Genomic DNA, 20448 nt, shown 5'->3' on the forward strand with positions numbered 1-20448 from the left:
TATTTCTTTACCTTGCAGCGTCGCTCATTTCTTACTCCTTCACCTTCACGCTTTCATGCTCCTGAAATCCCTCCTCCGCCCCTTCGCCGTGGCCTGCGCCCTCACCGCCACGTTTAGCGCCTGCAGCTCGGGCACCAAAGACGGCGACACCAACGTCGAGCGCGGCTACACCAAAAAAGGCCCCGCCGCCGGCACCGACGGCACCGCCAATGGCGACTCGGCCACCGCCGGCCTCGCCCGCGACACTGCCCGCAAAGTGACCGGCAAAGACCTCTACAAAGCCGCCGAAAATGCCAAAGACCGCAACCACGACGGCATTGCCGACTAATTTCTGCGTGATGGCTTAGATGCAAAAAGGCCCACACCTTCCGGTATGGGCCTTTTCCTTTTTTGCAGAGGGAAGGTGGATATTTAATACAAAGTCATGCTGAGCGCAGCCGAAGCATCTCTACCGCAGTACTAATCAATGCCGTTAGTAATGAAGCGGTAGAGATGCTTCGGCTGCGCTCAGCATGACGTTCTAATTGACTGCGCGTTTTATTGACAACCCCTTAGTAAAAAATGAAACCGTTGGGCCCCACTTTCACTTCAAACGAGTCGATGGGCGCGCCTGTGGCTTGGTAGCGGATGAAGCGGCCGTTGCTGTTGTAGCTGGGCGCTACGGCGCCGAAAATAGAATTGTCGCGCGGGTCAATGTCAAAACCCGACAGGCTGCGCCGGATAAAGGGCGCGGTGGGCAAGGCCGTGGCCGCGGTGCTAATCTGGTATTCGGCCCCGCCAAAGCTGTAGTATAGTTGGTCTTTGGCCGTGTTGATGCGCAGCTTGCTGGGGCTGGCCGTACCGGGGAAGGCGAGCTTCAACTGCGTAGTGGGGCTGCCGGGATTGAAGCGCACGAGGGTACCGTTCGATACGCGGGTGAGGGTGTAGGGCGGCACACTCAGGTACGATACGAAGCCGCTGCAGAGCACCCACACGTTGCCGTCCTTGTCGGCTGCGAGGCTGCCGGGCCCGTCGGCCACGGTGATGGTGGACGCCAGGGTACCCGTGGCTTCGTCGATGACGGAAATGGTGTTGTCGTAGCTATTGGGCACGTAGATTTTGCCACCCAGCGCCAGCAGTTGCTCGGGGTTGCGGCCCACCGTCACGCGGCTGGTCACGGTGTTGGTGGTCAAATTCAGAATGCTGAGCACGCCGGGCAGGTAGCCGGTGTAGGGCCCGCGCCATTCCGTGACGTAGCCGCGCGTGCCCGAGGTCGAGGTAAAATAGCGCGGCTGCGTGAGCCCGCTGATGGTGGCCACCGACTTGAAATCGGTCATGTTCACCACCTCAATTTTGTTGGAAGCATTGACCACGATGTAGCCGCGGCCACTCTGCACGCCCATGCTCTGCACCACATCGCCGAGCCGGGCGCCGTTATTGGCGCTGCCGAAGGCATCCACCGTTAGGGCTTTATTAGACTTGTTGAACACGCTCACGGCGCCATCGCCCACCCCAAACTGGCCTTCGCTGAGAATGTACACGCCAGATGTGGGCGGCGGCGTGGGGGCCGGCGCCTCTTCGGTTTTCGGGTCACACGCGGCCAGCATGGCCAGGCCGGCGAAGAAGGGAATTAACTGTTTTTTCATGGGAAAACGCACCGGCTACCGCCGGCCAGAAATTGGTAAGTGAGTTCAGGAAAAGGAGCAGCATGCCCGCCGCTAGCGCCAGCTCAGGCGCACGCTGGCACTAATGGCGCGGGGCGGCGCCGGCCGGCCGGGGTAGCTGAAATAAGTTTGGTTGAGCAGGTTGGTGGCTTGCAGTAGCAGCAGCACGCTGGTGCGGGCCGGCCCCTGCACGGTGCGCCCCAGCGTGGCGCCCAGCAGGCCAGTGCCGGGCAAAAAATCAGTTCCCGAGGCGTTGATGTAGCGAAAGCTGGTGAAAGCCAGCGTGGTGCTCAGCAGCCAGGCGCGCCAGCGCTGGTCGGTGCTGAGGCTGGCCTGGTGCAGCGGCACGTAGGCCAGTTGCACGCCCACGGGGTCGGAGTCGGCGGCCGAGCCTTGGGTTTTGCGCGTGTCGGTGTAGTGGTAAGCCGCTTGCACGCGGCCGTCGTAGCGGCCCTGGCGCAAGCGCAGGGCAGTGCTGGCCTCCACGCCCTGGCTGCGCACCCGGCGCAAATTGCGCGGGCTCCAGATGCCGGTGCTGGCGCTGGGCAGCCACTGCACCCAGTCGTCCACATCTTGCCGGAAGGCCGTCAACTCGCTTTCGAGGGCCAGGCGGCGGCTCCAGGCGCGGCGGTGGTGCAGGCCGCCCTCGTAGCCAATGCCCGATTCCGGGCGCAGCTCGGGGTTGCCGCCGGGCCGCCAGTATCGCTCGTTCAGGGTGGGGGCACGGTAGCTGCGGGCGGCGCTGGCTTTAAAGGTCAGAGCCTGCGCAGCGGCCGAATCGGGAGCAGCCAGCAGGTCCCATTCCAGCCCCAGGGTGGGCGTGAGCGGGGCCAGCCCAGTCGGCAGCGCCGCCTGGCGCAGGTTGGCCGAGAGACGCAGGGCCGGGCGCGGGTCGTAGCGCAACAGGGCAAAAGCAGCAGCGCGGTTTTCGCTGATTTCGGTGGTGCCGTAGCCATCCACCTGAGCGGCGAAGTGCTGCGCCTCGCCCCCCAGGCGCAAACTGCCGCGCGTGCTCAGGGCGGTGGTGTGCTCGGCCTGGGCCTGGGTAGTGCGTACGCGGGAGTTGCTGGGCGCGCCGCCGTCTTGGTAATTAAGAATGTCCTCAAACCACGCGCCGCGCACGGCCCACTGCTGGCGCGCGCCCACGTGCCGGTAGCCCAGTACGAGGCGGCGGCTCTGGTCACGCTCGCGGGCCTGGCTGCCCGCAATGTTCACGCCCGACTGAATTTCGCGGTCCACATCGGTCAGCCAGGCGGCGGCGGTTAGCTCGGCGGCCTGGCCCACGCGCCAGGCCACATCGGGGCTTAGGCTCCATTGGTGGCGCAGGGCGGCGTTTTGCAGGGTGTAGCGCACGGGGCCACGGGCCTCCTGCAAGGTGTAGGTGTAGTTATTCTGGGCTTCGCGGTAGCTGGCGGCCACGCGCACGGCCACGGTGGGCGTGGCGGTACGGGCTTCCGCGCTGCCGCCGGCCAGACCGAAGCTGCCGGCATCGGCCTGCACGCTGCCGCGCAGGCCGGGCCGCCAGTCGGGGGCCGAGTTGAGGAGCACAGCGCCGCCCACGGCTCCGCTGCCGTAGAGGGCCGCCGCCGGGCCCGGCTGAATGGCTACGCTGGTGCTGGCGCCCACGGTCAGCAAGGAAAAATCATTCTGGCCCAGCGTGGGCAGCATGATGTTCAGGCCGTTCCAGAGCACGGCCGTGTGCTGGGCTGAGGTGCCGCGCAGGGCGATGGTGGCCAGCTGGCCGGGGCCGTAGTACTTGAGGGCCAGCGGGGTGCGGGCCTGGAGCACGTCGGCCAGGTTGCCGCCGCGGTACTGTGCCAGCGTCGCCGAATCGAGCTCCAGGCGGGTGCTGCCCACGGCAAAGCGCTCGGGGCCCACGGCGCGCACCTGCACCTCGCCCAGCCGGTGCCGCCGCTGGCTGAGCCGGGCCGAATCGGGCAGCATGGTTTGGGCCTGGGCGGTGCCGGCCAGCAGGCACAGCAGCGCCACGCGCCGCAGCGGAGCCGGTTTCAATGAAAAAAAACGCATCCGAATCAAATTCTCAGTTAAGAAAATTCGATTCAAAATCTACCGCCAACCAGCAGCAATGCGCCGCTGGCTACCGTCAGACTGAGGCCGAAAAACAGGGGGTAATCTGGCCGCCCGGGGGCGGCCGCTGTTCTCTTTCTCCATTCGTCCTCCGCGAATGCTGAACCTGTGAATGTCCGGGCAGGTCTCCTGGCTTGCTCCGCCGAACAGGCCGCCTTCCCATTTTTTTGGCTGATAATCAACCAATAAACAGTGGCATTGTGGCCCGCTCCGATGTGAAGCGTACAGTTGCGGGGACAGCTCCGGCATTGAACCGGATTCCCTTTTCAGCCGCGCCCCGCGCTTGGGGGTTGGCACCTTGACAGGGCAAAGGTACGGCATGTAGCGTGGACTCTGCGAGTCCGCGCCCGGGCGAACTGCCTGTAGAGTGCACGAACGGCTCGTGCGATGCGCGGACTCACAGAGTCCACGCTACGGGCTACCGGCGGAAGGTGACGCCGACGAAGTATTCGTGGTCGGTCAGGCGGTTCAGGGCCAAGTGGGTGCCGAGGTCGAGCTGCAGGTTGGGAGTGAGCTTGAAAATGGGGGCGATGTTGGTGGAGGCCAGCCAGCGGCGCTGCTCGGTGTTCCACAACGCCACCACTTCCGTCACGAGGCCCACTTTTTCGGTAAAATCGTATTCCAGCGCAGTAGAAGGCACAAACCTCATGTAGCGCTGGCCCGATTCCCGGTCATAATTGAGGTCGGTTTCTACCTGCGCTTCGAGGTTGGCTTGGTCGCTCAGCTCGATGTCGACGGGCAGGGTGACGCCGTAGGCGGCGCCCCCGTCGCCCACGGCGCCACCGCTGGGCAGGCGCACGTAGCCGATAACGGACATAGCAAACGTGCCCTGCTGGTCATCGCCCACGAAATTATGCTTCACGCGCACCGTCACGTCGCCGAAGCCGGCGTGGCGCTCCTGCCAGTCGTCGGCATCCGATGGCCGTTGCTTCGCTACGCTGTAGAACGGCACTTCGAGCTGTAGGTCGGTGCGGCGGCTCAGGCCGAGCTTCAGCATGGAGTAGGCCAGGTGCAGCTCGCGGTTGTGGTCGTCGGTATCCGAGCCGCTGTTGATGAGGCGCAGGGCGTCCATTTCGAGCTGAAAATGGCCGGCATCAACCGTGAAAGGGCTTTCGGTGACGCCGGGGCGGTCGGGCTGCAACTCGCGCAGGCGGTTGCGCGGCACCGGCTTGCGCCAGCTGAAATGGGCCGAGTCGTAGGGCGAAGATTTGGGTGGCGCCTGCGCCCGGCTCAGGGTTGGCAGCAGAAGAAATAGATAGAACAGTTGTTTCATGCGCGCTCTACGCAGGAAACCTACCCGTTGCCGAAGGTTGAAAGGCAAGTTTTCAGTAACTCCGCCGAGTGCGGCAGCTAACACTCAATGGCCCTATGGGTTACTATATATTTATTCGGAGTTTTAGAACGGTACCAGCACCTTCACGCCCACATTGCGGCCGGGGTTGAAAATACCGGTGCGGCCGGTGGGTGAGCTGGCGTAGTATTCGAAATACTTCAGCCGGTTGAGGTGGGCCTGGTAGGCGGTATCGAGCACGTTATCGACTTGCACGATGAGCTGGGCCACGGTCCGGCCGGCGCGGGTGGTGTAAGTGGTGCCGGCGCCCAGGCCCAGCAGCGCGTAACCCAGTGTGGCGGTTTCGGTGTTGTCGAGGGCATAGAAGCGGCTTTGGCGGGCGCTGCCATCGGCGGTGGCGCGGAAGTAGGTGGCGGTGAAGCGACCGGCGCGGGCAGGCGCGGTGGCGCGCAGCTCGGTGCGGCCGCGCAGGGGCGGAATGAGCGGCAGGTAGCGGGCGGCTTCCTGCTGGTGGTCGGGCAGGTTGGTTTGCGCACTCTCGCCGGTCACGAAGGCCGCGCTGCTGGTCCAAGCCAGCCAGGGCAGCGCCGCGGGCCGCCAGCTCAGGCTGGCTTCGAGGCCGTAGAGGCGGGCGGCGGCCTGCTGAAACTGGTAGGTGACGTTGCCGGGCACGATGACGACCGGCTGGCCGCTGGCGTCCTGCAGGCGGGCCTGGTAGATGAAGTTCTGCACGTAGTTGTGGAAAACCTCCACCGAGGCGTCCACTTCGGCTTGGTGCCAGAGCACGCCCACGTCCTGCTGCCAGCTGAACTCTGGTTCGAAGCCACGATTGCCGAGGTACACGATGTGGGCGCCGGGGTCGAGGCCGTTGGAGCCGATTTCGGGGATGTTGGGGGCACGATAGCCGCGGGCCAGGTTGGCGCGCAGCGTGAGTTGCTCCGTAGCCACGTAGCTCGCTCCCAGGCTGGCCGACCAGCCTTGGTAGCGCCGCCGAAACGCCGGAAACTGCAGCATCGCGCCGCCCTGCGCCGGCCCGGCCGCCTGGTCGAACCCCGTGGCCGGGTTCGGCGCCACGTAGAAATCCTGCCAGCTCACCAGCCGGGTATCGTAGCGCGCGCCGCCGCTGATTTCCAGCTTGCCCAGCGGCTTTTTCAGCAGCACGAAGCCGCCGGCGTCCAGTAGGTTGTAGTTGGGAATGGGGAAATCGGTGGCGTTCAGGTGGCGGTTGAGCTGGCCCATGCCGTTGCTGCCCACGCTCATTTCCAGGCCCTGCCAGGCGGGCAGGTGGTAGCGCACATCGTAGGTGAAGGTGCTGAGGCGCAGGGCCAGGCCGGGCTGCGCGGGTGCCGTGGGGTGGTTGTACTCCTCCCGCTGATTTTGCTGGGCGCCCAGCAGCAGGTGCAGCTCGCCGCCGCCCAGCGCCACCTGGGTTTTGGTGAACACCCGGTAGTGCCGTATGCGCTGGTGCAGCGGACCGATGGCGTAGCTGCGCAGCTCGTCATCAGCCACCAGCGGCCGGTTTTTCACGTCATCCAACCCGCTTTCCGCCACCTGCCGGGTGAAACGGCGGCTGAGCGAGTCGCGGCTACCATCGGGTATCTCCTGCTGGTTGTCATACAAGGTGAGGTACCAGTGCGAGCTGCCCCAGGCCTTGCGCACGCCGGCCATGCCCGTCAGCGTCAGCTCCCGAAAACCGGTGTTGTACACTAGGCCATCCACGCTATTGCGGTAGTCGCGCGCCAGGCGGTGGCTGACCCGTAAGCTGGTCTGGAAGCCGTTTTTCTGATAATTCAGCCCCAGCGAATTGCCCACCAAGCCATTGTTCGACTGGTATTCGGCCAGGGCATCACCGCGCAGTTGGCCGTCGGGGCCGCTGGGCAAGGCGGGTAGCAGGTTCACCACGCCGGCCACAGCATCGGAGCCGTATAGCAGGCTGGCGGGGCCTTTCACCACCTCCACGCGCTCTATATCATAGCCATCCACTTCCACGCCGTGCTCGTCGCCCCATTGCTGGCCCTCCTGCCGTAGTCCATTGTATAGCGTGAGCACGCGGTTGTAGCCCAGCCCCCGAATGAAGGGTTTCGACACGTTTGGGCCCGTCGTCACGGCGCTCAGGCCCGGAATGCCGCGCACGGCCGCATCGATGACGTTGGTGTTGGCGTTGAGGCTGATTTCGCGGCGGCTCAGGGTGGCAATGGGCACGGGGCTGCGCCGGATTTCAGTGGCCCGGCTCACGCCCGTCACCACCACGTCGGCCAGGGCAGCGGGTGCGGCGGCCAGGGTAAAGGTCAGGCGCAGCGTTTGGCCCGCCGCCACGGATACGGCCCGGCTAACGGCGGTGTAGCCCACGGCGCTGGCCAGCACCCGCACCGGCCCGGCAGGCACGTTGGCGATGATGAAAGCCCCTTCCGCATCGGCTGTGGCCCCGAGGCCGGCGGCGGGCAGCGCCACGCTGGCGAAGGGCACCGGCCGCTGCTGCTCGTCGCGCACGGTGCCAGCGAGCGTGCCCGTCTGGGCCAGCAGGCACTTGGGCAATGACAGGAGCAATAGCAATGCAAGTAGCAGCAGCTTCATACCTAGAATGATAAATATTAATGGATATTAACGAGCACAAAACCACAGGTCAGAATGCCCGGCATCTGATTTCTCGGCTTTAACTCTTGCTTTTAACTCAAATCCCCTAGTCTACCGCCGTTTGCCAGAGCAGGTAGCCGTTCAGGGCAATGATGATGGCCGACACCGACCAGGCCAGCACGCGCACCACCGGCCGGTTCACAAACACGCCCATCTTGGCCCGGCTGCTGGTGAAGAGCACCAGCGGCACCACCGCAAAGCTGAGCTGCATCGACAAAATTACCTGGCTGAAAACCAGCAGCTTCTCGGCCCCAGTTTCGCCGTAGATAATGGCCACCACCAGCGCCGGCACCACCGCCACCAGCCGTGTGATGAGCCGCCGCACCCAGGGCCGGAGCTTGATGTCGAGAAAGCCTTCCATCACAATCTGGCCCGCCAGCGTGCCGGTCAGGGTCGAATTCTGGCCGGAAGCCAGCAGCGCCACCGCAAACAGCACGCTGGCCGCGCCCGCGCCCAGCACCGGCGCCAGCAGTTTGTAGGCATCCTGAATTTTGGCCACCTCAAACATGCCGTGGTGGTGAAAGGCCGCCGCCGCCAGCACCAGAATGGCCGCATTAATGAAAAAAGCCAGAAACAGCGCCACCGTCGAATCGATGGTGGCGAACTTGATGGCCATGCGCTTGCCAGTCTCGGTCTGCTCAATCTGCCGTGTCTGCACGATGCTGGAGTGCAGGTACAAGTTGTGCGGCATCACGGTGGCGCCCAGGATGCCGATGGCGATGTAGAGCATGCCCGGGGTGGTGACCACCTGCCGCTGCGGCACCAGCCCGTGGGCCAGCGCCACCCAATCGGGCCGCGACACGATGAGTTCATACAGAAAACAGCCGAAAATCAGCACCATCAGCCCCGCCACAATGCTTTCGATGATGCGAAAGCCCTTGTTCTGGAAAAACAGTACTACCAGCACGTCCAGTGTGGTGAGCACCACGCCCCAGGCCAGCGGCAGACCAAACAGCAGGTTCAGGGCAATGGCTGAACCGATGACCTCAGCCAAATCGCAGGCCGCGATGGCGACTTCGCACAGAAACCACAGCATCAGGCTGACGGGCCGGGAGTAGTGGTCGCGGCAGGCCTGGGCCAGGTCGCGGCCCGTCACAATGCCCAGCTTGGCCGCCAGGTGCTGGAGCAGCATGGCAAACAAGTTGGAAATCAGCACCACCGACAGCAGCGTGTAACCGTATCTGGAGCCGCCGGCCAGGTCGGTGGCCCAGTTGCCGGGGTCCATGTAGCCCACGGCCACCATCAGGCCCGGGCCCCAGAAGGCCATGAGCTTGCGCCAGAACGAGGCATTGGCAGCCGGCACCTTGATGCTGGCGTACACCTCGCTCAGCGAATTGGCCCGGCGGGGATGCCGCCAGCCGGTTTCGACCGGGGCAGCAGGTTCGGTGATGGTAGCAGGCGGCACGTTGAATAATTGTTTCAACACAAATATACAGAATTTTAGGCTTGTCTAAAAATTGATTTCGACTGCCTTAAATACAGAATCCAGCCGAAAAGGTTTCACGGCTGGCCAAGCTTCATTTGGAATTAGGCCGGCGCTGAAACAGCGTGCGTTAATTACCGTGGTGGCATTGGCCGCACGCCGGGCGGCCATTGGTTGCCGCCGCGAGCCCGACCTTTGCCTTGAAAATTCCTTTGCATGACGCCTTCTCAAACCAAACACCGCTTCGGCCTGCTCTCCCTTGTGGTGAGCGTGGGGCTGGTGGCCATCAAGTTCTACGCCTACCACCTCACCCGCTCGCAGGCGGTGCTCACCGATGCGCTGGAAAGCATCATCAACGTTTTCACCAGCGGGTTTGCGCTCTACAGCCTCTACCTAGCCGGCCTGCCGAAGGACGAAAACCACCCCTACGGCCACGGCAAAATCGAAAATCTGTCCCTCGGTTTCGAAGGCGGGCTGATATTTATGGCCGGTGCCTTCATTCTCTACCACGCCTCGCGGGGCCTGCTGCACCCGCACGCCGTGGCCCGGCCCGACTGGGGCGTGCTGCTGCTGGCCAGCACGGCGTTCGTGAACCTCGGGGTGGGCTTCGTGCTGGTGCGCGCCGGCAAACGGCTGAAATCGGTGGCCCTGGTGGGCGATGGGCAACACCTCTACATCGATGCCCTCACGTCCATCGTGTCGTCGTTGGCGCTGGTTCTGGTGGCCGTCACGGGCGTGGTGCGCTTCGACACGGGCGCGGCTCTGTTGCTGGGGGGCTTCATTCTGGTGAACGGCTGGCGCATGCTGCGCCGCGCCGTCTCGGGCCTGATGGACGAAGCCGACACCGCCACCGTGGCCGCCGTCATTGCCGAGCTGCAGGCTCAGCGCCGCCAGCCCTGGATTGACGTGCACAACCTGCGCGTGCAGCGCTACGGCGCCAATTTGCACATCGACTGCCACATGCAAATGCCTTACTACTTCACCCTGGAAGAAGTTCACTCTCAGCTATTTGATATAGAAGAGCTTATCAAAGAGCGTTTTGCGGTGGATGTAGAGATGTTTGTGCACGCCGACCCTTGCACTTTCGCGGCCTGCTCCTTGTGCCTCATGGCCGACTGCCCGGTGCGCCTCCACCCGTTCCGCCACGAGGTGGTTTGGGACATCCACAACGCCGTGAAAAACGAGCGCCACCACCTGGCGTAAGCGGCTCCCGGCCGTCGGCGGCCGATAGGAAGGATGGTTGGCTTAGTGGACGTACCCTGAAGCTCCGCTGATTCAACCAGCATCCGCGACGCGCCCAACGCTGTTTTCATTATAGACTAAACACAAAAAAAGGGTGCCGCGATAATCGCGGCACCCTTTTTTTGGTGGATGAGGCTGGGCCAGGTGCTTAGCGCACTACTTCCAGCCAGCCTTTGGTCTGAGCACCTTTGCTGTTGGTCAGCAAGTAGTAGTACACGCCAGCGGGCTGGTTGTCGCCGCCCCAGTTGTTGGCGTAGTTGGTCGTCTCGTACACCTTGCGGCCCCAACGGTTGTAAATTTCCAGCTTGCTGTTCGTATTGGCGGTCGAAACCTTGAACACGTCGTTCTGCTGGTCGCCGTTGGGCGTAATGATGTTCGGAATCTGCAAGTCCGGCACAAACACTTCCAGCTTGGCGGTAGTGGGAGCGCAGGTCTGGCCGAAGCCCGATGGCGTAGTGGTGAGCGTAATGGTGTAGTAGCCAGCCTGCGTGAGTTGCAGCGGCGTGGGCGTATTGGCACTGCTGAAGGTCACCGGCGATTCGCTCACCGCGTCACCCAGAATGTCGCGCACGCGCTGGTACGTCCAAACGGAAGCCACCGATATGCCCGCTGGCGAATTCGTGGTGTTGGTGAAGTTGAAATACACGGGCGGACGCGACGTGGCCTTGCCATTCACCGGCGCGTCGAGTGCGCCGCTCGAGGTGAAGGCCGCGGTAACCGTCGGCAGTACGCGCACCACTACCGACGTCGTGTCGGCGCAGCCGCTCAGCGGGTTGCCCGAAATCGTCACGAAGTAGCGGGTCGTTACCGTGGGGGTTACGGTGGGGTTGGCTTTGGTCAGGTCGGCCGTTGCCAGGCCATTGGCCGGGGCAAAGCGGTAGGTGTAGGTATCGGGGAAGCCTGTGGGCGGCGTGGCCGAAGCCGTGAGAGTAGCCGGGCTGCCGGAGCACACGTATGCACTGCTGGTGCGCAGGCTCACCGCCGGACGGGGCACAATGGTAATCTGCGAGGTGGTGGTATTGGCGCAGCCGTAGGGCGAAGCACCGGTCACCGCTACCGTATAGGTGGTCGTAGTGGTGGGGCTCACCGTCAGGGTCGAGGTATTCACACCTGGGGTGCTAGCCGTCACGCCGGGGCCCGACCAGCGGTAGGTATACACATCGTTCAGGTTGCTGCCCACGCCGGCGGGGCGGGTGGTAGTAGCCGTCAGCACCACCTGTGTTCCGGAGCAGATGGTCGGTACCGAGCTCCTAATGGACACGATGGGCTGAGGCACTACGCGCACCAGCACCGAGGTCGTATCGCCGCACACGCCTTGGGCAAAGCCGATGGTGGGCGCAATGCGCAACAGGTAGCGGGTCGTCACGGTGGGGTTCACCACGATGTTGCGCGTGTTGGTTACGGCCGGCAGGCCGTTGCCGCCCACATTCGTGGTCCACTGGAATGTGTACACCTGGGCCTGCGTGGTGTTGGTAGCGATGCGGCGGATGGAGTCCGGACGCAGCACGTTGCCCTGGAGCGTGAGCGAGCCGCCCAGGCAGATGGAGGGCGGCACCTGGCCACCAATGCCGGGCGCACCCACCGTCGTAACGGCCTGGGCCACGTTGCCGCGGACGATGCGCAGAACCACTACGCGGTTTTGCACGCCTTTAATGGGGCAGGCATTGTCTTCAACCTTGAAGCTCAGCAGGATGGTGCGGCCCACCGTAGCGGGCGAAGGCTGGAAGAAGAATACGCCTTTGGGGTTGGTGGTGCCGTTGCCCGTCAGGCTGAAGGTACCCACATCGCCCGAGTCCAGGTAACGGGGGTCGGTGTTGATATTAACCGGCGTCGTCACGGTCAGCAGCTGGCCGGCGCTGGGCGTGCGCAGGTTGTCGGGGTCGGTGAAGTTGAGCTCTACGCGCGAGTAGTTGCAGCTGCGCACGTCAATCCGCGTCGTATCGGCGGTGTTTACCACGCCGGTGCCGGCGTTGGTGGTCACGGGGTTGGCCTGCACGGGGTTGGGCGTGCTGTTGCCACCGCAGTCAATCACAATCAGGTTGGCCTCGCGGCGCACCGTGCCGATGACGCGGCGCACGCCGTTGATGCGGCGGTACTCGGTGATGAGCACCGCAATCTGGTACTTGTTGGTTCCGCTGCCAACGGCCGCAGGCGTATAGATGCCGGGCGTGAAGGTGATGGTACGGGACTGCTGGTTGAAGTTGAACGTGCGCGCCACGCCGGTTCTCAGCGGGCAGCTGCCTACGGTATCGAGGCCGAGTTGAATGGGGTTGGTGGGGCTGTAGGTACCGCCCGGGATGCCCCCAAAGCTGAAGAAGCCGTTGCCACCGCCGGGGCAGGTGATGGGCGTGATAATGGGCGCGCTGCCGGGATAGGGCAGGTAGGTAGCGGGCGTGCCGCAAGCCTGCAACGGGGCGGCCAGCGAGTAAACCAGCGAGTCACCGTCGGCCTCCGTGGAGGAGAAAGTGATGGTGGTGCGCTGCTTCCAGCACACGTACTGAATCGGAATGTCCTGGGGGTCGAACTGGGGCGAGTTGTTGGCCACGGCCGTGGTGCCCTGGTTGCGGTTATCGAGGGTGGCTTCTACGTACAGGTCGCCGGCATTGATGTTGGCCAGCGCCGGGCGGGCATTCTGGAAAGTGCTCAGAATCCATTGCCCGGGGGGCAGGGTCACGGTAGCCAAGTAGTTATACACGTCGTAGTTCGGCAGGCCGGCCGGGCCCTGGCAGGGGCCCGCCGATACGGCGGCGCAGAACGGGTTACCGGCTTCAACAGCGCCTTGCTGTACAAAAGGAGTGGTCACGGAAGCGGTGGCGCTGCAGCCCCCGTTTTTGCAGCTCAGGTCGAACTGGCTGGGCGTGATGCCCGAACAGTCGCGATAGAGGCGGAATTTGACGCGATACTGGTTGTTGCCCAGCGACACGTAGGTCATATCACCGCCCAGCAAGTGGGAAGCGCGTGCTTCTTGTGCGCTGCCCATAAGCAGGCCACACGCAAAGAGCAGCAAGGTGAAAGAATGTAAGATTTTTCTCATGGGTGAAAAGGGGTAAATGGAGTAAAAAAACGCAAACCGGGTGGTTACTGACTAATCAGCGGACCAAGATACAGGTAGAAATACGGAGGGCCAAAAACTACCTAAAAAGGCGAATTGCAACGCAGCAAATTACGGGCCACACTTAACAAAATTTTGATGAAATGGAACTTATTTGTGATTTTTATTTAGTTCCCGATACCCACCTACTATGAGGGCGCTGTTTTGATAATCGGGTCTGTGGGCGGGCGCAGTAGGCGCCCCTCGCCAGCTCCCGGTGGTAGCGACGCCTCTTGGGCAACGCATTCGTATAAGCAAGGCCAACCGTATGGAGCCTGCGGGCCCCTGATTTGCTTTCTTTAAGGCCAGAATTGTCGGAAGCCGGTCGGAAATATTCCGGTCTTTTTTCTGACCCAAAAGTTGCCTGAACGGGCTGCCAACTAGTTTTTTGGCCCAACACCCTTCTTCTGCCCGGCTTGAAATACATTTGCTTTTTTGTATCTGCTTGAGCTTTCTTTCTACATTACATTGCCAAAAGCATGTTCCGCGGCGCTGCTTGAAAGCACAACCCAACGCTTTCCCACCCCCTTTTCCACCCGTATTGTTCAACCTTTTCCCTCTTCACCCCATGCATAAATCTTTACACGCGCGACAGCGCGGGCCCTTGAATTGGAGCTTGTTGCTGTTGGCGGCTCTGCTGTTCAACAGCGGTTCTCTTCGGGCTCAAACAGCCGACACGTATAATTTTGCGGCCAGCACCGGCACCTACACCCCTGTAACAGGCGGCACCACTGTTGCTTTTTCTTCGAGCGACGACGCCCTGTCGGCGTCTATCCCGCTGCCGTTCTCGTTCGTGTTCGACGGCAACACCTACACTTCCTGCAAGGCTTCTACGAACGGGTGGCTGACGTTTAACTCGGCCGCCTCGGGCAGCTCCCTGGGCAACGATTTGGCGACCGGCACCGCGAGTGAGCGGCCTCGTGTGGCGCCTTACTGGGACGACCTCAACGGTGGTACCACCGGCGTGGCACGCTACGCCACCACCGGCACGGCCCCCAACCGGGTGTTCACGTTTGAGTGGGCTGGTTGGGCCCGCTACCAGAACACGCCGCCCTCGTTTTCGATGCAGGTGCAGCTGGTAGAAGGCACCAACGTGGTGCGCTTTGCATACCGCCAGGAAACCAACCCCGTGTCCGGGGCTTCGGCGTCCATCGGCCTATCGGGCACCAGCTCGTTTTTGTCGTTGAACAACACCAGCAACTCGCCGTCGGTCAACTCGGCCGTTGAAACGGACAACATCTCGACGTTTCCGGCCACGGGCCAAATCTACACGTTCACGCCGCCCGTGGTGACGGCCTGCCCCACGCCGCGCAACCTGAACTCGGTACAGAGCGGCTCGTCGGTTGCGGTGACATTTACCGTGACCAACACTTCGGCGCCCGGCCCCTTTACCATTGTGTACGGGCCGGCAGGCTTCAACCCCAACCTGCCCAATTCGGGCACGAACTCTTACGCGACCACCACGTCGACCATTACGACGGCTATTCTCACGGGCCTCGCGGCGGGCACCACTTACCAGTTCTACGTGATGCAGAACTGTGGCGGCAGCACGGGCAACAGCAACTACTCCAGCGTTGGCACCTTCACCACCAACCCCAACCCGGCCGCTAACAACGAATGCACCACGGCCGTGGCCCTGCCGGTGGGCGCCGCCTGCACCACGCCCACCACGGGCGCCGTGTTTGGGGCCACGCAAAGCCTGCCGCCCACCACGGGCTGCACCAGCACGTCGGCCAACGACGTATGGTACTCGTTTGTGGCCAACGGTGCGACGCAGAGCATTTCGTTCACGCCGCAGTTTGCCGGCGTGCTGGATGTGCGCTCGGGCAATTGCACCACTTCGAACAGTATCTTCTGCACCTCGGCCACGGCGGGTAGCAACTCCACCAGCAACATCGGGGGCCTGACCAGCGGCCAGACGTACTACATCCGCGTGTATGCTTCGGGCAGCACGGCGCCGGTAGCGGCCAGCAGCACGTTTCAGCTGTGCGTGGCGACGGGCCCGGTGGGCCCGGCCAACGACGAATGCGCCAACGCCGTGCCCCTGAGCGTGGGCGTTACCTGCGCGTCCATTCTGACTGGCACGGTGCAAAACGCCACCCAGAGCCTGGCCCCCACGGCGGGCTGCGCGGGCACCAATGCTTTCGACGTGTGGTATTCGTTCGTGGCCACGGGCACTTCCCAGGTTCTCACCCTGGCGCCGCAGTTTAATGCCATTCTGAACGTGCGCTCAGGTCCTTGCGCTACGTCCACCAGCGTTTTCTGTGCACCGGCGGCTTCCACCACGATTGTCAGTACCGTCAACGGCCTGACCAGCGGCCAGACGTATTATGTACGGGTGTATCCGTCGACTGCCACGCCGCCGCCGACTTCCGCCGCCAGCACGTTCTACATCTGCGCTTCGGGCCGCCCCACGGCTGCCCGTGCGCAGGCCGACACCGAAGCCCTGCTGGTGTTCCCGAACCCGAGCAGCACCGGCCAGCTCACGCTGCGCTTGGCCGGCCCGACCGGCCCCGGCCAGGCCACCCTGCTCAACGCGATGGGCCAGACGGTGCGCCGCCAGCAGCTGAGCGGCGCAGCCGAGCAAACGTTCTCAACCCGGGCCCTGGCGGCCGGCCTCTACACCCTGCGGGTGACGGTGGGCACGCAGGTGCTCACCCGCAAAGTGGTGCTGGAATAAGCTGCTGAGCCATTGCTTGACGAAAGGTGAAGGGGCTGGCAACAGCTGGCTCCTTTACTACTTCCCGACGCTCCAGACCGGGCCAGTGGGCACCGGCTAAGCTAATTCGCTTTGGTACAAACGTGGGTGCTTGTGTGCACCACCGCGCTGCGGCTGCGGCCATCGCCCCGACAACCGGACCGCAGCCGCAGCGCCGGGCACATTGCCCAAAGCTTTCAAAATTTTCTGTTCTTATTCTTTCAAGTCATGAAATACACCGTACCCACAAACCATCTGACTGGTGCGCAAGCCGCCAGCACGCCGGCTTTGCGCTGGTGGCACCTTTCTATGCTGCTGGTGCTGTTGCTGATGGCGCCCAAGGCCTGGGCCCAGACGTATATCATTGGCACCAACCAAACCACCTGCGCCGGCACCATCTATGACTCGGGCGGAGCCAGCGGTGACTACGCCAGTAACGAAAACCTGACCACGGTGCTCACGCCGGGCACGGCTGGGTCCAAGGTGTCACTCACTTTCACGTCGTTCACAACGGAAAGCACCTACGATTACCTGCGCATCTACAACGGTCCCACGGCCTCGTCGCCGCTGATAGGCGCCTACACGGGCACCACCAGCCCAGGCACGGTGGTGGCCACCAATGCCACGGGCCAGCTCACGCTGGTGTTTACCTCCGACGGCTCGGTGACGTATGCCGGTTTCGCGGCCACTATTGCCTGCGTTACCAACGTTACTTCCATCACCAGCTTTACGCCTACCAGCGGCACCACGGGCGCCACGGTGGTGCTCACGGGCACGGGCTTCACCGGGGCGACGAGCGTGACGGTAGGCGGCACCGCGGTGCCGGTTTACACCGTGAACTCGGACACTCAATTGACGCTGACGCTGCCGGCCAATGCCATCACCGGCCCGATTTGCGTGACATCACCGGCCGGCACTGCCTGCTCCAGTGCCTCGTTCAACACGGGCAACCTGGTCTACCTCATCGGCACCGACCAAACGACCTGCTCGGGCACCATCTACGATTCGGGCGGAGCCAACGGCAGCTACGCCAACAGCGAGGACCTGACCAGTGTGCTCACGCCCGCCAACGGCTCGAAAGTGATTCTCACCTTCACGGCGTTCAACACGGAGAGCTGCTGCGACTACCTGCGCATCTACGACGGGCCGTCGTCCGCATCCACGCTGATTGGCGAATACCGCGGCACCACCGGCCCGGGCACCGTGCAGGCTTCGAACAACAACCCCACCGGCAAGCTCACGCTGGTGTTTCACTCCGACGGCTCGGTGACGAACCCGGGCTTCGCAGCCAACATTTCCTGCTCGACGCCGCCTACCTGCACCCCGGTAACCAACCTGACCGTGACGAACGTGACGGCCAGCTCGGCCTCGCTGAACTTCACGCCCGGCACGGGCAACACCAGCTACACGGTGACCTACACCCCGGCCGGCGGCGCGGCCCAGACCCGTACTGCTACGGCGTCGCCCATTGTGCTAACGGGTCTGGTATCGGCCACGGCTTACACGGTGAGCATCCAGTCGCTTTGCACCACGGGCTCCACCATCCTCACCACGGCCTCCAGCTTCACGACGCTGCTGCCCAACGACGAACCCTGCGGCGCCCTCAACCTGAGTGCCACGCCTATTTCGGCTTCGAACGTAAGCGCCACCACCAGCGTGCAGAACGGCATCAACACGCCGAGCTGCGCGGGCGGGCCGCTGCCCAAGGATGTGTGGTTCACTTTCGTGGCCAACGCCACGTCCTCCACGCTGACGCTGACGGGCAACGCCGCCGGCTCGGTGCGCGTGTTCACCACGCCGAACTGCTCGACGGGCTTGTTTAATGAAATCTTCTGCCGCGGCAGTGCCACCAACAACACCGCCCTGGGCACGGTATCGGTACCGGGCCTGACGGCGGGCCAGCGCTACTACGTGGCCGTGAATGGCGCCGGCAGCTCCGATGCGGCGGGCATCTTCACCATTTCGGCCACCAACGTGCTCAACGCCACAAAAACGCAGGCCAACACCGATGCCCTGGTGGTGTACCCCAACCCGAGCAACACCGGCCAACTCACCATCAAGCTCAACGAGTTGCGCGGTGCGGGCCAGGTCACGCTGTTCAACTCGCTCGGCCAGGCCGTGCGCGCCCAGGGCCTGACCGGTGCCGCCGAGCAAACCCTCTCCACGCAAGCCCTCGCCGCCGGCCTCTACACCCTGCGGGTGACGGTAGGCGAGCAGGTGCTGACCCGGAAAGTGGTGCTGGAATAGCCCATCGCCTTTCTTAATTGGCACAAAAAAAGAGCCGGCAATCTGCCGGCTCTTTTTTTGTGCCCGTTGGTTTTCGGCTATTCTACCACCAGCTTGCGGGTGGCGCGGCCGGCTGCGCCCTCGGCCTGCACGAGGTAGGTGCCGGCACGCAGCCCGCTCAAATCCAGCGTGGCGGTGGTGGCGGTGCCGACGGGCTGCAGCTCCCGCACAGCGCGGCCGGCCAAGTCGCGGACCGTGAGGCCAGCAGTGGCGGCGGGCAATTGCACGGTGGCCTGGCGGCGGGCCGGATTGGGAAAAATATTGAAGGCAAAAGCCCCAGCCGGGCGGGTGGCGGTGGCCACGTAGGCGCGGTTTTCGAGCACCAGAATGCGGTCGTCGGTGGCGGCGGGGGCGCCGCGGCCGTCGCGGTTGCTGGTGCCGATGTAGACCTTGCCCTGCGGCGACACGCAAATGGCGCGCAAACGGCCGAAGGTGGTCAGAAAGTCGACGCGGCTAGTGATGGCCGCGCCGGTGGCGTCGAGGGTAAGCTGGTTGAGCTTGCTGTCTTTCAGCACGGCCAGCAGCAGGCTGCCCTGCCAGGCCGGAATGGCCGGATGGTTGTAGTAGGCCAGGCCGGCCGGGGCAATGGTAGGCGTCCAGGTGGTGAGGGGCTCGCGCACGTTATTGGCGGCGCAGAACGTGGCTTCGGCGGGCAGGTTGCAGTAGCCTTCCACGTTGGGCCAGCCGTAGTTGCGGCCGGCTTCAATTTTGTTGATTTCATCGTCGTTGTTGGGGCCGTGCTCTGAGCTGTAGAGGCGGCCATCGGGCAGCTGCACGAGGCCCTGTGGGTTGCGGTGGCCGAAGGTGTAGACCGGGCTGTTGGCAATGGGGTTGCTGGCCGGAATGCTGCCGTCGAGATTCAAACGCAGGATTTTGCCATTGAGCGAAGCGGTGTTTTGTGCCTGGGGCTGCTGCTGGGCGTCGCCGGTGGTCATGAGCAGGGTGCCATCGGCCAGCACGAGCAGGCGCGAGCCGCTGTGCGACGTGGTGGCATCGATGCCGCCCAGCAGCACCAATGGCGCCGTGAGCGTGCCCGCCGCAGCCGAGTAGGTGTAGCGCACCAGCTTTTCCTTGAGGCTGCCGGCGCCGGTGTAGTTGTATACCACGTACACGTAGGGCGAAGTGGCAAACTGCGGGTGCAGGGCCAGCCCCAGCAGGCCGCTTTCGCCGGTGGGCGTCACGTCGGGCAGCGTGAGCAGGGCTTGCACCTGGCCCGTGGCCGGGTCGACGCGGCTGATGCGGCCGTAGCGCTCGGTCATCCAGATGAAATTGTCGGGGCCCCACACCAGTTCCCATACCGTGTTGAGGTTGGTGGCCAGGGCCGAAACCGTGACGGTGGTAGCGCCCACCGGAAACGTGCTGAGAGCTGGCGCCTGCGAGCAGGCCACTAAGGGCAGCGCCGCCGCCCAAAAGGCCAGCGCGGCATTACGTAAGTAGTTCATGGAAATAGGCCTATGATGATAAGAATGAAACAGAAAGCCCCTCCAACCGCTAACGAAACCCGCGCCCGGGCGGATGCCGCACCCGGCACTTTTGTAGCTTGCGGGCGCATTCCTTCCCCGCCTTCTCATGTCTGATTTTCTTACCGAAACCCACCCCAGCGGCTACACCCTCAGCACCGACCCGGCCCGGCTCGACATCACCGCCATTCACCGCTGGCTGAGCGAGGAATCGTATTGGGCCAAAAATATTCCGCGCGCTACCGTGGAGCGGGCCATTGCCAACTCCCTCAACTTCGGCCTCTACGCCCCCGACGGTGCCCAGGCCGGCTTCTGCCGCGTGGTGACGGACCGGGCCACGTTTGCCTGGCTCTGCGACGTGTTTGTGCTGCCCGCGCACCGTGACCACGGCCTCTCGAAGTGGCTGGTGCGCCAGATGCTGGCCCACCCCGACCTGCAGAACCTGCGCCGCCACCTGCTCGCCACCTTCGACGCGCACACCCTCTACCAGCGCTTCGGCTACGAGCCCCTGGACCGGCCCGACCGCTGGCTGGAGATAAAGAAGGACAAGCCGTATGGGTAAGTCCCGTGCCGGCTTTCCTGATTGAAAGAG

At 63.6% G+C, this 20448-nt stretch carries 12 protein-coding genes and 1 riboswitch; of the genes, 5 read left to right on the forward strand and 7 right to left on the reverse strand.

Annotated features, from left to right (window positions below; translation table 11 throughout):
• Positions 1-55: 55 nt before the first annotated feature.
• Positions 56-328: a hypothetical protein gene (locus Q4S41_RS22855; RefSeq protein WP_305033461.1), complete on the forward strand. Its 273-nt coding sequence runs from the start codon at positions 56-58 to the stop codon at positions 326-328.
• A 223-nt stretch (positions 329-551) separates the two neighbouring features.
• Here the strand turns inward: Q4S41_RS22855 and Q4S41_RS22860 are convergent, their stop codons facing one another.
• From Q4S41_RS22860 to Q4S41_RS22880, 5 genes are all read right to left on the reverse strand, one after another.
• Positions 552-1625, reverse strand: a complete 1074-nt coding sequence (locus Q4S41_RS22860) for a DUF5074 domain-containing protein (protein ID WP_305033462.1) — start codon at positions 1623-1625, stop codon at positions 552-554.
• 72 nt (positions 1626-1697) lie between these two features.
• On the reverse strand, positions 1698-3656 hold the full coding sequence (locus Q4S41_RS22865; RefSeq protein ID WP_305033463.1) for a TonB-dependent receptor plug domain-containing protein: 1959 nt from the start codon (positions 3654-3656) through the stop codon (positions 1698-1700).
• 177 nt (positions 3657-3833) lie between these two features.
• Positions 3834-4047: riboswitch (cobalamin riboswitch) on the reverse strand.
• Between the two features lie 102 nt (positions 4048-4149).
• Complete coding sequence (locus tag Q4S41_RS22870) at positions 4150-5004, reverse strand: transporter (protein ID WP_305033464.1); 855 nt, start codon at positions 5002-5004, stop codon at positions 4150-4152.
• A gap of 123 nt (positions 5005-5127) precedes the next feature.
• Positions 5128-7596 carry a TonB-dependent receptor gene (locus tag Q4S41_RS22875; RefSeq protein WP_305033465.1) on the reverse strand — a complete coding sequence of 823 codons (2469 nt, stop codon included), beginning with the start codon at positions 7594-7596 and terminating at the stop codon, positions 5128-5130.
• A 106-nt stretch (positions 7597-7702) separates the two neighbouring features.
• Positions 7703-9046, reverse strand: a complete 1344-nt coding sequence (locus Q4S41_RS22880) for an Nramp family divalent metal transporter (RefSeq protein ID WP_305033512.1) — start codon at positions 9044-9046, stop codon at positions 7703-7705.
• Positions 9047-9295: 249 nt separating this feature from the next.
• Between Q4S41_RS22880 and Q4S41_RS22885 the strand changes: the two genes are divergently transcribed.
• Positions 9296-10282 (forward strand): cation diffusion facilitator family transporter, encoded by a 987-nt coding sequence (locus Q4S41_RS22885; protein WP_305033466.1) that lies wholly within the window; start codon positions 9296-9298, stop codon positions 10280-10282.
• A gap of 187 nt (positions 10283-10469) precedes the next feature.
• Here the strand turns inward: Q4S41_RS22885 and Q4S41_RS22890 are convergent, their stop codons facing one another.
• Positions 10470-13355: a gliding motility-associated C-terminal domain-containing protein gene (locus tag Q4S41_RS22890; RefSeq protein WP_305033467.1), complete on the reverse strand. Its 2886-nt coding sequence runs from the start codon at positions 13353-13355 to the stop codon at positions 10470-10472.
• Positions 13356-13980: 625 nt separating this feature from the next.
• Between Q4S41_RS22890 and Q4S41_RS22895 the strand changes: the two genes are divergently transcribed.
• Together Q4S41_RS22895 and Q4S41_RS22900 are read left to right on the forward strand one after the other, a co-directional pair.
• Positions 13981-16092 (forward strand): T9SS type A sorting domain-containing protein, encoded by a 2112-nt coding sequence (locus tag Q4S41_RS22895; protein ID WP_305033468.1) that lies wholly within the window; start codon positions 13981-13983, stop codon positions 16090-16092.
• A gap of 246 nt (positions 16093-16338) precedes the next feature.
• Positions 16339-18357, forward strand: coding sequence for a CUB domain-containing protein (locus Q4S41_RS22900; protein WP_305033469.1), 2019 nt, complete (start codon positions 16339-16341; stop codon positions 18355-18357).
• A gap of 77 nt (positions 18358-18434) precedes the next feature.
• Here the strand turns inward: Q4S41_RS22900 and Q4S41_RS22905 are convergent, their stop codons facing one another.
• Positions 18435-19838, reverse strand: coding sequence for a PQQ-dependent sugar dehydrogenase (locus Q4S41_RS22905; RefSeq protein WP_305033470.1), 1404 nt, complete (start codon positions 19836-19838; stop codon positions 18435-18437).
• A 127-nt stretch (positions 19839-19965) separates the two neighbouring features.
• Here Q4S41_RS22905 and Q4S41_RS22910 point away from each other — a divergent pair, with 127 nt between their 5' ends.
• A complete protein-coding gene (locus Q4S41_RS22910) occupies positions 19966-20418 on the forward strand; it encodes a GNAT family N-acetyltransferase (protein ID WP_305033471.1) in 453 nt (150 codons plus the stop codon).
• Positions 20419-20448 lie beyond the last annotated feature (30 nt).

Source organism: Hymenobacter convexus, from assembly GCF_030580955.1.
Lineage (GTDB): Bacteria > Bacteroidota > Bacteroidia > Cytophagales > Hymenobacteraceae > Hymenobacter.